Raw genomic sequence first — 13,241 nt, 5'->3', positions numbered from 1 at the left:
TCCGCTTCCATTCCCACCACAACGCACTTCCAGTGCGGACGCTTCCGTTACCCACGCGATCGCCGTCCGCTTGTCATGGGCATTCTCAACGTCACGCCCGATTCGTTCTCCGATGGCGGGCGGCACGCCACGCGTGATGCAGCGTTGCGCCACGCCGAGCAGCTGATCACCGAAGGCGTCGACATGATCGACATCGGTGGAGAGTCGAGCCGGCCGGGCGCCGAGCCGTTGAGCCTGCAAGCCGAGTTGGACCGGGTGATGCCCATCGTCGAGGCGCTACGCGAATGCGGCAAGCCGCTGTCGATCGATACCTACAAGCCCGAGGTGATGCGGGCCACGCTGGATGCGGGCGCCGATTTGATCAACGATATCTGGGGTTTTCGCCGGCCTGGCGCGATCGAGGCGGTGGCAAAGGGCAACGCGGGCCTGTGTGTCATGCATATGCAGCGCGATCCCGAAACGATGCAGGAAGCGCCCAGCTATGTAGACCTGATGGGCGAGGTGGAGGCCTTCCTGTGCACGCAGACGGAGGCGCTGATGGCTGCCGGCGTGGCGGCCGAGCGTGTCTCCCTTGATCCGGGGTTTGGTTTTGGCAAGACGCCGGATCACAACCTCACCATGCTCAATCGCTTGGCGGAGTTTCAGCGCATCGGTTTGCCGCTGCTCGCCGGTTTGTCGCGCAAATCGACGCTGGGCGCGGTGTTGGGCGGCAAACCGCCAGCCGAACGTGTGACCGTCAGTGTGGCGGCAGCGCTACTGGCGGCGGAGCGGGGCGCGTTCATCGTGCGTGTGCACGACGTGCAGCCGACCTTGGAGGCAATTCAACTCTGGTGGGCCATGCGTCATGAACGCGTAAATCCGCCAATGGCCTGATAGCCGCCCAAGCCTCACGCGGCTGGGGGTCAAGCGAACAGAGGATTGCCCGGCGATGGCCAGCGCCTTACAAACAAAGAAAGAAACATTTCTCCAGGAGAGACTCCCAATGTCCAGGAAGTATTTCGGCACCGACGGCATTCGTGGGCGTGTCGGTGAAAGCCCGATCACGCCGGATTTTGTGTTGCGCCTTGGTTATGCAGCCGGCCGTGTGTTGGCCCATGGTGGGGAAGCGCATGGTCACGGCCGTCCCACCGTGCTGATCGGCAAGGACACGCGCCTGTCGGGCTACATGCTGGAAGCCGCGTTGGAAGCAGGCTTCACAGCAGCCGGCGTGGACGTGTTGATGAGCGGGCCGCTGCCAACGCCTGGCGTGGCGTATCTCACGCGTGCGCTGCGGTTGTCGGCGGGTGTGGTGATTTCCGCTTCACATAACCCGTATTACGACAACGGTATCAAGTTCTTCTCGGCCACCGGCGACAAGCTGCCGGATGAAACCGAGCTGCAGATCGAAGCCGAACTGGAAAAGCCGATGGCGTACGCGGCCTCTGATGCGCTGGGCCGTGCCCGTCGTATCGAGGATGCCGCTGGACGCTACATCGAATTCTGCAAGAGCACATTCCCGAGCGACCTGAACCTGTTCGGTATGAAGGTCGTGCTGGACAGCGCGCATGGCGCGGCCTATCACATTGCACCGCACGTCTTCCACGAACTGGGTGCGGACGTGGTATCGATCGGCAACCAGCCGAATGGCCGCAACATCAACGACGGCTATGGCGCGACGGCGCCGGGTAAGTTGGTTGAGGCTACACGCGAGCATGGGGCTGACATTGGCCTGGCCTTTGATGGCGATGCCGACCGCCTGCAGGTGGTGGACCGCAATGGGCGCCTCTACAACGGCGACGAGCTGCTCTACGTGATGGTGCAGGCGCGCCGTGCGGCGGGCCAGACGGTGCCGGGCGCGGTCGGTACGCTCATGACCAATCTTGCCGTGGAACTCGCACTCAAGGCGCAGGGGGTCGAGTTCGTGCGCGCCAAGGTGGGCGATCGCTATGTGCTGGAAGAACTGAAGAAGAATGGTTGGCTGCTCGGCGGCGAAGGTTCGGGCCACTTGCTCTGCCTGGACAAGCACAGCACGGGCGACGGCATCATTTCGGCGCTGCAGGTGCTTGCAGCATTGCGTCGCAGCGGCCAGACGCTGGACGAGATGCTCGACGGCGTGCGCCTGTTCCCGCAAAAGCTTATCAACGTGCGGGTCGAAAAGGGTTTCGACTGGAAATCGCACGCGGGCTTGCAGGCGGCTCTCAAGACGAGCGAGGCCGAGTTGGATGGCAAGGGGCGTGTGCTGATTCGTCCGTCGGGTACGGAGCCGGTCGTGCGCGTCATGGTGGAAGCGCAGGACGCTGAGCTGGCCAACCAACATGCGGAGCGTCTTGCCGCGACGTTGCAGTAAGTTGTTGCCAGATCAAGCAAACATGTCGAAAAGCGGCCTCCGGGCCGCTTTTTTTATGCGTGGGGGTCGACTTTCCTGCCGTGCAGGCCGGCTATGAGAAGTTTTCGTGTTGTCACAGAACTGTCATTTGAGCGGCCTAAAGTTCGGATGTCAAAAATCTGTCATCGCTCAACCGCTCCTCTGGAGAACTCATGAAACTGGTCAAAACCGCAATCGCTGGCGTGGCTGCGCTGGCTTTCGCTGGTGCCGCATTCGCTGTTGACATCACTGGCGCAGGCGCAACGTTCCCGGCACCCGTCTACAACAAGTGGGCGGCCGACTACAACAAGGCGACCCAAACCAAGGTGAACTACCAAGGTATCGGTTCGTCGGGCGGCATCAAGCAGATCACCGCCAAGACCGTCGACTTCGGCGCATCGGATATGCCGCTGAAGGACGAAGAGTTGAACAAGGATGGCCTGATCCAGTTCCCGACTGTGATCGGCGGCGTGGTGCCCGTGATCAACCTGCCGGGCGTGAAGCCGGGCGAGCTGACGCTGAACGGCCAATTGCTGGGTGACATCTACCTGGGCAAGATCAAGAAGTGGAACGATCCGGCCATCGCCAAGCTGAACCCGAAGGCCAAGCTGCCGGACCAGGACATCCTGGTGGTGCGCCGTGCTGACGGTTCGGGCACTTCGTTCATCTTCACGAACTACCTGTCGAAGGTCAATGCCGAGTGGAAGAGCAAGGTCGGCGAAGGCACGACCGTGAACTGGCCGACGGGTACGGGTGGCAAGGGCAACGAAGGCGTGGCCGCTTTCGTGCAGCGTCTGGGTGGCGCAGTGGGCTACGTTGAGTACGCCTACGCCAAGCAGAACAAGATGACGTACGTGAACCTGCAGAACAAGGCGGGCGCCGTGGTGAAACCGACCGCAGAAGCCTTCAAGGCCGCAGCCGCCGGCGCCGAGTGGAGCAAGTCGTACTACCAGATCCTGACGGACGAACCGGGTAAGGACGCATGGCCGATCGCTGGTGCCACGTTCATCCTGCTGCACAAGACGCAAGCCAAGCCGGAGCAGGGCGCTGAAGTCATGAAGTTCTTCGACTGGGCCTACAAGGGTGGTGACGACGCCGCCAAGAGCCTGGACTACGTGCCGCTGCCGGACGCTGTGAAGAACCAGATCCGCGCAACGTGGAAGTCGAGCGTGAAGGATGCATCGGGCAAGGTTGTCTACAACTAGTGACCGCTGCCTGCTGCATAACGGCTCGTAACTAGATGCAGCACTAGGTGCGGGAGGTCGGTACGAATCGGCCGCCCGCATCATTTCAAAAGCTTCTTTCACGGCTGACCGGTTTCCCTCATGGCCACGCTCTCTGATTCCTCCGGCGCTTCCCGTATGCGAGCACCCAGCCGCCTCGGCGACCTGGTGTTCGGCGGTATGACCCGCCTTGCCGCAATCGTTACGCTGCTGCTGCTGGGCGGTATCATCATCTCGCTCATCATCAGCTCCTGGCCCACGATTCAGAAATTCGGCCTGTCGTTCCTGTGGAATTCGGAGTGGGATCCGCCCTCCGACATCTATGGCGCGCTGGTGCCCATCTACGGCACCCTGGTCACATCGCTGATCGCGCTCATCATTGCCGTGCCTGTGAGCTTCGGCATTGCCCTGTTCTTGACCGAGCTGTCGCCGGCCTGGCTGCGCCGACCGCTGGGTACCGCCATTGAGCTGCTCGCCGCAGTGCCATCCATCGTGTACGGCATGTGGGGGCTGCTCGTGTTTGCGCCGATTTTTGGCGAATACTTTCAAAAGCCGCTGGCCGCGACCGTCGGCAAGATCCCTGTCGTCGGGGCGCTGTTTCAGGGCGCGCCGATCGGCATCGGCCTCCTGTGTGCCGGGGTGATCCTGGCGATCATGATCATCCCGTACATCTCGGCGGTGATGCGCGACGTGTTCGAGGTCACGCCGACGCTGCTCAAGGAATCCGCCTACGGGGTGGGCTGCACGACGTGGGAAGTCATGTGGAACGTGGTGCTGCCGTACACCAAGGCGGGCGTGATCGGTGGTGTGATGCTGGGCCTGGGCCGCGCCCTCGGCGAGACCATGGCCGTGACGTTCGTGATCGGCAACACCAACCTGCTGGCAGATGTCTCGTTGTTCTCGCCGGGTAACAGCATTACCTCGGCGCTGGCCAATGAATTTGCGGAAGCGGGCCAGGGCCTGCATACCGCGGCGCTCATGGAGCTGGGCTTGATCCTGTTTGTCATCACGTTCATCGTGCTGGCGGCCTCCAAGCTGCTCCTTCTGCGCCTGCAGAAGAGCGAGGGTCAGAAGTGAACCAACACGATCTGCCTGACGCTATGAGACCCAATACCATGCGTATGCCTTCCATCCCTGCCGTCCGCGCCGACTCTGAAAAGATCAAGGCCCACCTGCAGGCGCGCCGCCGCAACGTCAACGGGATTGCGCTGGCACTGTCGCTTGCCGCCATGGCTTTCGGCCTGGTGTGGCTGGCTTGGATTCTGTGGACCACGCTCTCGCTGGGTGTGGGCGGCCTGTCGATGTCGCTCTTCACGGAGATGACGCCGGCGCCCGACACGCCGGGAGGCGGCCTCGCCAACGCCATCGCAGGTTCGTTGTTGCTGGTGGGCATGGCCACCCTGATCGGCACGCCGCTGGGCATCCTGGCCGGCATCTATCTGGCCGAGTACGGCAAGACGTCGATGCTGGCGAGCGCCACGCGTTTCATCAACGACATTCTGCTGTCGGCGCCGTCCATCGTGATCGGCCTGTTCGTGTACGCCGTCGTGGTGGCGCGCGTGCAGCACTTCTCGGGCATTGCCGGTGTGATCGCGCTGGCGCTGCTGCAGATTCCGATCGTGGTTCGCACGACCGAGAACATGCTCAACCTGGTGCCCAACGCGATGCGTGAAGCCGCCATGGCGCTCGGCACGCCCAAGTGGAAGATGATCCTGTCGATTACGCTGAAGGCGTCGTACGCCGGCGTGATTACCGGTGTGCTGCTGGCTGTGGCCCGCATTGCCGGCGAAACCGCGCCGCTGCTCTTCACCGCGCTGAACAACCAGTTCTGGAGCCTGGATCTGAATCAGCCGGTGGCCACGCTGCCGACCGTCATCTTCAAGTTTGCGATGAGCCCGTTCCCCGAATGGCAGCAATTGGCCTGGGCCGGGGTGTTCCTGATTACGCTGGGTGTGCTGGGGCTGAACGTCCTCGCGCGTGCCTTGTTCACCAAGAAATGACCATGACCGCTACGTCCCTCGAAGTGCGCACGCAAAGCCCGAAGATCGATGTTCGCGACCTTAACTTCTACTACGGCAAGTTCCACGCCCTGAAGAACATCTCGCTGCAGATTCCGGAGAAGCAGGTGACGGCCTTCATCGGCCCGTCGGGCTGCGGCAAGTCGACACTGCTGCGTACGTTCAACAAGATGTACGCGCTGTATCCGGAGCAGCGTGCCGAAGGCCAGATCAACATGGACGGCGAGAACCTGCTGACCTCGCGCATGGATATCGCCCTGCTGCGCGCCAAGGTCGGCATGGTGTTCCAGAAGCCGACGCCGTTTCCGATGTCGATCTACGACAACATTGCTTTCGGCGTGAAGCTGTTCGAGCGTCTGTCGCGCTCCGAGATGGACGACCGCGTCGAATGGGCGCTGACCAAGGCCGCACTGTGGAACGAAGTGAAGGACAAGCTAAACCAGTCGGGCTACGGACTGTCGGGCGGTCAGCAGCAGCGTCTGTGCATCGCGCGCGGTATTGCCATCCGCCCCGAAGTGCTGTTGCTGGACGAGCCGTGCTCGGCGCTGGACCCGATCTCCACGGGCAAGATCGAAGAGCTGATCGCCGAGCTGAAGGACGACTACACCGTCGTCATCGTCACGCATAACATGCAACAGGCGGCGCGTTGCTCCGACTACACGGCGTACATGTACCTGGGCGAGCTGATCGAGTTCGGTGATACCGAAAAGATCTTCATCAAGCCGCAACGCAAAGAAACGGAAGACTACATTACCGGCCGCTTCGGCTGACCTGCAACAACGCTGAAGCTGAAGCGACAAGGAGAAACCGATGTCTGAAAAACATCTGTCATCGCAGTTTGACACCGACCTGACCTCGATCAGCACCAAGGTGCTGCAGATGGGCGGTCTGGTGGAAGCGCAGATTGCCCGCGCGATGCGCGCGCTGGCCAACTTCGACACCGCGATGTGTGATCAGGTGCTCGCGGTGGAGCAGGAGATCAATGCGCTCGAGATCGAGATCGACGGCGACTGCAACAACATCATTGCGCGCCGCCAGCCGACCGCCCGCGACTTGCGTCTGGTCATGGCTATCTCGAAGACCATCACCAATCTGGAGCGCGCCGGCGACGAGGCCGCGAAGATTGCGAAGCGCACCAAACGCCTCATGCAGGACCCGTCCGCACACGCGCTGAACTACGCTGGCGTCGAACGCTCGGGCGAGATGGCCGCAACCATCCTGCGCCACGCGCTCGACGCCTTCGCGCGCCTGGACATCACTGCCGCCGTATCGATCCTGCAGGAAGACAAGGCCATCGATGAGGAATTCCGCGGCTTCATGCGCGAACTCATCACGTACATGATGGAGAACCCGCGCACGATTTCGGTGGCGCTGGATCTGCTGTTCATTGCCAAGGCCATCGAACGTATCGGCGATCATGCCAAGAACATCGCCGAGTTTATTATCTACATCGTCAAGGGAACCGACGTCCGGCATGCCGGGCGCGAGGCGCTGGAGCGCGAGATCCTGGGCGAAGGCGAATAAGAAGGCAGGACTGGAGACGTGAGCATGCCGAGCAGTATTCTCGTCGTAGAAGACGAACCGGCGATCGCCGAGCTGATCGCCGTGAACCTGCAGCACGCAGGGCACTACCCGATCCGCGCGTATAACGCCGAGCAGGCGCTGTCGCTGATGAGCGACGTGTTGCCCGACCTCGTCCTGCTCGATTGGATGCTGCCGGGCAAATCGGGCGTGATGTTCGCCAAGGAGCTGCGTGCCAACGAGCGCACGCGGCAGATCCCGATCATCATGCTGACGGCCCGCAGCGAAGAGCAGGACAAGATCATGGGTCTGGACAGCGGCGCGGACGATTACGTCACCAAGCCGTTCTCGCCCAAGGAACTGCTCGCACGCATCAAAGCGGTGCTGCGCCGCCGCGCGCCGCAGCTGACCGACGACGTGGTGGCGATCAACGGCTTGAAGCTGGACCCGGCCACGCACCGCGTGACGGCCACGAACGTCGAGGCGGAAAACCCGATCAAGCTGGACCTCGGACCGACGGAGTTCCGCCTGCTGCATTTCCTGATGACGCATCCGGAGCGCGTGCACAGCCGCTCGCAGTTGCTCGACCAGGTGTGGGGCGACCACGTCTTCGTGGAAGAGCGCACGGTGGACGTGCACATCAAGCGCCTTCGCGCAGCGCTCGCTCCGGGCGGCTACAGCAACATGATCGAAACCGTGCGCGGCAGCGGCTATCGCCTCGCGCGCAATCCGGGGCAGTAACGCAATAACGCATCCGTCAGGCGAACGCGCGAGCCGGTTCTTTTTCCATCGCGCGTTCACACGCCCGTCGCGGTCCAGCGCATAAAATGCTTTCATGAACGTCTTCTGGACCCGCTTTGCCGTCTTTGCCGCCCTCATGGGCATCGTCACGGCATGCCTGTATATCTTCGTCGACCACGTCGCTGCGCTGGCGGTGCTCAGCGCCATGCTGTTAGCGATGCTCCTGTATTACATCTACCAGATCCAGCGCCTGTGGCGCGTGCTGGACTCGCCGGCCTATGGCGAGATCCCCAGCGCGCTCGGCCTGTGGGGCGAGGTCTACTACCGCCTGCACCGTTTGATGAAGGGCTGGCGCACCCAGGTGCTGCAAGTCGAACAACAGCACAGCCGCTTCATCCAGGCCATTCAGGCATCGCCCAACGGCGTGCTGATGCTTGACGGTGAAGACCAGATCGAATGGTGCAACGCGGTAGCCGAAGAGCACTTCGGGCTCTCTGCCAAGCGTGATCTGCGCCAACGCATTACCCACCTGATCCGCCGACCGGAGTTCGTGCGCTACCTGGCGCGCGGCGAGTTCGAGGAGCCGCTCACCATGCATGACGTGGGCCCGCACAAGCAAAGCATCATCTCCGCCCAGATCTTGCCGTATGGCGAAGACCGCAAGCTGCTGGTGTCTCAGGACATCACCAAGCTGGAGAACACCGAAGCGATGCGCCGCGATTTCGTGGCCAACGTCTCGCACGAGCTGAAGACACCGCTGACCGTGCTCTCGGGCTTTCTCGAGACGGTGCGCGATATCCCGCTGCCGGAAGAAGACAAGCGGCGCTACCTGGACATGATGCACACGCAGGCCATGCGCATGCAGCATCTGGTGGAAGACTTGCTGGCGCTCGCCACGCTCGAAGGCAATCCCGAGCCGCCGTCTCTGGCGCCGGTGCCGATGCAGCGCATGATGCTGCAGCTCCAGCACGATATCGAAGCGCTGTCGGCGGGCCGGCACACCGTCAGCATGACATGCGATCCGGCCGTGAGCGTGTGCGGCGCCGAGCTTGAATTGCTTTCCGCGTTCAGCAACCTGGCATCCAACGCGGTGCGCTATACGCCGGATGGCGGCACGATCCGTCTCGATTGGGGCGTGCGCGACGGGCACGCGGTGTACTCCGTCACCGACACGGGGATTGGCATTGCACCCGAGCATATCCCGCGGCTGACCGAGCGTTTCTATCGCGTGGACCGCAGCCGTTCACGCGACACCGGGGGTACCGGCCTAGGCTTGGCTATCGTCAAGCACGTGCTGTCGCGCCACGGTGGAGAGTTGCAGGTGACCAGCGAGCACGGCAAGGGCAGCACCTTCCGCGCCGTCTTCCCGCCAGAGCGCACGATCGTGCGCAGCGCCTCCGTTGCTGATGAGCGCGTCGCCTGATCGCCCGTACTTTCGATCCATTGATCCGATGAAAAACGCACGCTGGTGAGCGTGCGTTTTTGTTTGCCGGCAGGCCGGTGGATCAGCCTGCGGAGATCTCCACCGGAGCGCGCACCGGCGCCTCAGCGGCCGTTGCCGCCGCCACTGCGGCAGCCGTCTCCGCCGCCGCCGCAGCCTGCGGCGAGAAGAGGTTCAGGAGTTCCAACTGGCTGACGCGCACGTGCTTGCCGCGCGTCTGGCGCTGGACGTAGCGTCCATCCTGCTGCATGACCCACGCCGATGCGTTGTCGCGCAGATGCACCTGCAGGCTTTCCTTGATGACACGTGCCTTAAGCTTGCGATCGAGCACGGGGAAGGCTACTTCCACACGACGGAACAGGTTGCGGTCCATCCAGTCGGCGCTGGAGAGGTAGACGACTTCCTCGCCGCCGGCATGAAAGTAGTAGACGCGGTGGTGCTCCAGGAAACGCCCGACGATGGAGCGCACGCTGATGTTCTCCGACAGCCCCGGCACGCCCGGCTTGAGCGCGCACACACCGCGCACGATCAAGTCGACCTTCACGCCCGCCCGCGACGCCTTGTACAGCTCGTCGATGATGGCCGGCTCCAGCAGTGCATTCATTTTGCCGATGATGCGCGCACGTTTGCCTGCGCGAGCGGCACGCGCTTCAGCTCGAATATGCTCGATCAGGTTGTCGTGCATCGTGAATGGCGAGTGCCACAGATGATGCAGCTTGACCTGTGCGCCCGTGCCCGTGAGCAACTGGAACACGTGATGCACGTCTTCGCAGATCTGCTCGTTCGCCGTCATCAGGCCGAAGTCGGTGTAGAGGCGGGCGGTCTTGGGGTGGTAGTTGCCCGTGCCCAGATGCGCGTAGCGGCGCAGCCTGACGGCCTTGCCCTTGCCGGACACTTCGCGGCGCACCACCAGCAGCATCTTCGCGTGGCACTTGTGACCGACCACGCCATACACGACATGAGCGCCGGCCGATTCAAGCTGGTCCGCCCAGTTGATGTTCGTCTCTTCGTCAAAGCGCGCGAGCAGTTCGACGACGACGGTCACCTCCTTACCGTTGTGCGCAGCTTTGATGAGCGCTTCCATCACCGTGGATTCGTTGCCGGTGCGGTAGACGGTCTGCTTGATTGCGACTACGTCAGGGTCGCGCGCTGCCTGCTGCAGCAGCTCCAGCACGGGCGTGAAGCTTTCGTATGGATGGTGCAGCAGGATGTCGCCCTGGCGGATGGCGTCAAACACGTTGGAACTGTTGGCCACCTGCCTGACCGTTGCCGGCACGTGCGGCGGGTATTTCAGCACCGGTTTGTCGACCATGTCGGGCACCTGCAGCAGGCGCACCAGGTTCACAGGCCCTTTGACGCGGTAGCAGTCCGCGTCGGTCAGGCCGAACTCCTGCAGCAGTCGCACCACCAGCGCGGGCGACGTGTCGTGTGCGATTTCCAGGCGCACTGCGTCGCCGAAGTGGCGCGTGGACAGTTCACCCTGCAGCGCTTCGCGCAAGTCCGTGATTTCATCTTCCGACACAAACAGGTCGGAGTTGCGCGTCACGCGGAATTGGTAGCAGCCATGTACGTCGATCTGCGGGAACAGCTCATGCACAAAGCCCTGCATGAACGACGACAGCAGCACGAACCCATACGGGTAGCCCGACAGTTCCGGCGGCATCTGCACAAGCCGGGGCAGGGCACGCGGGGCCTGCACGATGGCCAGTTCAGCCTCACGGCCGAATGCATCCTTGCCCGACAGCTCGATGATGAAGTTCAGGCTCTTGTTGAGCACGCGTGGGAACGGGTGCGCTGGGTCAAGAGCCATCGGGGTCAGGATGGGCACCAGCTCGCGCTGGAAGAAACTGCGACACCAGGCGCGCTGGGCTTCATTCCAATTGGTGGTCATGTGGAAGAAGACGCCTTCCTTCTCCAGCAACGGCAGGATCTCCTCCTGCAACATGGCATACTGTTGCGCGACCAGTTGCCTCACCCGCTCCGAGACCACGCCAAATGCCTGCTGCACCGACAGCCCGTCGGGCGTGACCGACGAAGGGTTGTCGCGCATCTGCTCCTTCAATCCGGCAATGCGGATTTCAAAGAACTCATCGAGATTGCTCGAGACGATGCAGATGAATTTCAGCCGCTCCATCAGCGGCACACCCGGGTCGGCGGCCTGGGCGAGCACACGGGCATTGAACTCCAGGATGCCCAGTTCGCGATTGAGCAGATCGCCCGCGGGCAATGTCGACATGTTGTGTTCTGACGGATGACGATCTGGCCACTTTTTCATAGTTCAGTGTCAAATTTGTGACACATTGGATTTGTCACGTTCGGGACACAATAAAGACATATTTTGTTGCGCATTGTTTCGAACGACAATACCCCACGCCCCTGATTCTGCTCCTCACCCGTTTTCATTCATGAGTCCCACCCCCCGTCTGCTGGCTGCTGTCGACATGGGCTCCAACAGCTTCCGGCTGATGATCGGCCGCGTCGACGAAACCCTTGGTGCCAACGGTGCCAGCAGTACCCAGATCTTCCAGGTCGATGCGCTGCGCGAACCGGTGCGTTTGGCTGCCGGGCTTACGCAAGATAAATACCTGGATCAGCCCGCGCGCCGGCGCGGCGTCGACGCCTTGCGCCGCTTTGGCGATCGCTTGCGTGATTTTTCCCCCGAGCATATCCGGGCCGTGGCCACTAACACCTTGCGCGTGGCCAAGAACGCGCAGGAATTCCTGATCGAGGCGGAAGCCGCGCTAGGGTTTCCCATCGAGGTGATTGCGGGCCGCGAAGAGGCACGCCTGATCTATCTCGGTGCATCGCATGACGCACCGGCGTGCCAGGGCAACCGGCTCGTCGTCGACATCGGCGGCGGCTCCACCGAGTTCATTATCGGCAACGGCTACAAGCCCAAGCTGATGGAGTCGCTGTACATCGGTTGCGTTTCGCACAGCCGGCATTTCTTTCCGAACGGCAACGTTGATGAATACGCGATGAAGCAGGCCGAGCTGGCCGCGCGTCGCGAGATCCAGGTGCTCGTGCAGCAGTACCGCACGGCTGGCTGGACGCAGGCCGTCGGGTCATCGGGGACGGCGCGTGCGCTGGCTGAGCTGATCGAGCTGAACGGCTTCAATGACAAGAGCAACGAACACGGTATTACGCGTGAAGGGCTGGAGCGCCTGAAGCGCGCGCTCGTCAAGTCAGAGAACACCAACCGCCTGAAGCTCAACGGCCTGAAGGCGGACCGGATTCCGGTGCTGCCGGGCGGCCTGTCGATCATGCTGGGCGTGTTTGCGGAACTCGATGTCGACCGTATGGACGTGACCGATGGCGCCTTGCGCCTGGGCGTGCTGTATGACCTGCTCGGCCGTACGCATCATGAAGACATGCGCACGGTGACGATCGAACAGTTCATGCGCCGTTACAACGTCGACCGTGCGCAGGCAAGCCGGGTACGCGATGCGGCGACGGCGCTGTTGTCGCAGTTTCCCGATCCGCCCGATGAGCGCCGCGAAGACAATCTCGCGCTGCTCGGTTGGGCGGCAAACCTGCACGAGATCGGCATGAGCATCTCGCACAGCGGGTACCACAAGCACTCGGCGTACATCGCCAGCCATGCCGATATGCCGGGTTTTTCCAGGACAGACCAAGCGCGCCTGGCAACGCTGCTGCTGGGCCACGCCGGCAAGCTGGGCAAGCTTTCGGGCGGCGGCAAGTTCCTGGATTGGCGGATGCTGTTCAGCCTGCGTCTGGCGTTTGTGCTGTGCCGCAGGCGCGGAGCGATCCAGTTGCCGGGCTTGCGCGTGCGCCATAGCGAGGGCGAACTGAACGAAGGCGGTTTCGAAGTCGAGCTGCCCAAGAACTGGATCGAGCAGAATCCGCTGGTGGAATACAGCCTGACGAAGGAAGCCGATGAGTGGCAGCGCATCGGCCGCCGCTACAAGGTGGTGTACGTGTAAAGCGTCGCG

General features: G+C 62.4%; 11 protein-coding genes. 10 read left to right on the top strand and 1 reads right to left on the bottom strand.

Translation table 11 applies throughout. From position 1 onward, the window contains the following. Positions 1-9 precede the first annotated feature (9 nt). The 9 genes from folP (at position 10) to phoR (ending at position 9,270) form a co-directional block, all read left to right on the top strand. Positions 10-873: a dihydropteroate synthase gene (gene folP, locus BEK68_RS08230; RefSeq protein ID WP_137910853.1), complete on the top strand. Its 864-nt coding sequence runs from the start codon at positions 10-12 to the stop codon at positions 871-873. A 109-nt stretch (positions 874-982) separates the two neighbouring features. Next, the gene (glmM, locus tag BEK68_RS08225; protein ID WP_004634251.1) at positions 983-2,326 is read left to right on the top strand and encodes a phosphoglucosamine mutase; all 1,344 of its coding nucleotides are present in this window, start codon (positions 983-985) and stop codon (positions 2,324-2,326) included. 191 nt (positions 2,327-2,517) lie between these two features. Then, the gene (gene pstS, locus BEK68_RS08220; RefSeq protein ID WP_004634249.1) at positions 2,518-3,549 is read left to right on the top strand and encodes a phosphate ABC transporter substrate-binding protein PstS; all 1,032 of its coding nucleotides are present in this window, start codon (positions 2,518-2,520) and stop codon (positions 3,547-3,549) included. 120 nt (positions 3,550-3,669) lie between these two features. Next, complete coding sequence (pstC, locus tag BEK68_RS08215; protein ID WP_009240892.1) at positions 3,670-4,644, top strand: phosphate ABC transporter permease PstC; 975 nt, start codon at positions 3,670-3,672, stop codon at positions 4,642-4,644. Between the two features lie 38 nt (positions 4,645-4,682). After that, positions 4,683-5,567, top strand: a complete 885-nt coding sequence (pstA, locus tag BEK68_RS08210) for a phosphate ABC transporter permease PstA (RefSeq protein ID WP_009240891.1) — start codon at positions 4,683-4,685, stop codon at positions 5,565-5,567. Continuing rightward, positions 5,564-6,355 carry a phosphate ABC transporter ATP-binding protein PstB gene (gene pstB, locus BEK68_RS08205; protein WP_004634243.1) on the top strand — a complete coding sequence of 264 codons (792 nt, stop codon included), beginning with the start codon at positions 5,564-5,566 and terminating at the stop codon, positions 6,353-6,355. The genes pstA and pstB overlap by 4 nt, the downstream gene beginning before the upstream one ends. Positions 6,356-6,395: 40 nt before the next feature. After that, positions 6,396-7,109 (top strand): phosphate signaling complex protein PhoU, encoded by a 714-nt coding sequence (gene phoU / locus BEK68_RS08200; protein ID WP_004634240.1) that lies wholly within the window; start codon positions 6,396-6,398, stop codon positions 7,107-7,109. 24 nt (positions 7,110-7,133) lie between these two features. Beyond that, positions 7,134-7,847 carry a phosphate regulon transcriptional regulator PhoB gene (gene phoB / locus BEK68_RS08195; RefSeq protein WP_004634238.1) on the top strand — a complete coding sequence of 238 codons (714 nt, stop codon included), beginning with the start codon at positions 7,134-7,136 and terminating at the stop codon, positions 7,845-7,847. A gap of 94 nt (positions 7,848-7,941) precedes the next feature. Further along, positions 7,942-9,270 carry a phosphate regulon sensor histidine kinase PhoR gene (gene phoR, locus BEK68_RS08190; protein ID WP_012435948.1) on the top strand — a complete coding sequence of 443 codons (1,329 nt, stop codon included), beginning with the start codon at positions 7,942-7,944 and terminating at the stop codon, positions 9,268-9,270. A gap of 82 nt (positions 9,271-9,352) precedes the next feature. On the opposite strand, the gene ppk1 is transcribed toward phoR, so the two are convergent. Further along, positions 9,353-11,524 carry a polyphosphate kinase 1 gene (gene ppk1 / locus BEK68_RS08185; protein ID WP_004634234.1) on the bottom strand — a complete coding sequence of 724 codons (2,172 nt, stop codon included), beginning with the start codon at positions 11,522-11,524 and terminating at the stop codon, positions 9,353-9,355. 169 nt (positions 11,525-11,693) lie between these two features. Here ppk1 and ppx point away from each other — a divergent pair, with 169 nt between their 5' ends. Further along, positions 11,694-13,232, top strand: coding sequence for an exopolyphosphatase (gene ppx, locus BEK68_RS08180; protein WP_004634233.1), 1,539 nt, complete (start codon positions 11,694-11,696; stop codon positions 13,230-13,232). Positions 13,233-13,241 lie beyond the last annotated feature (9 nt).

Source organism: Ralstonia pickettii (genome assembly GCF_001699815.1).
Classification (GTDB): domain Bacteria; phylum Pseudomonadota; class Gammaproteobacteria; order Burkholderiales; family Burkholderiaceae; genus Ralstonia; species Ralstonia thomasii.
The sequence above is the reverse complement of the archived record's forward strand: the minus strand, read 5'-3'. Positions and strand labels throughout refer to the sequence as shown.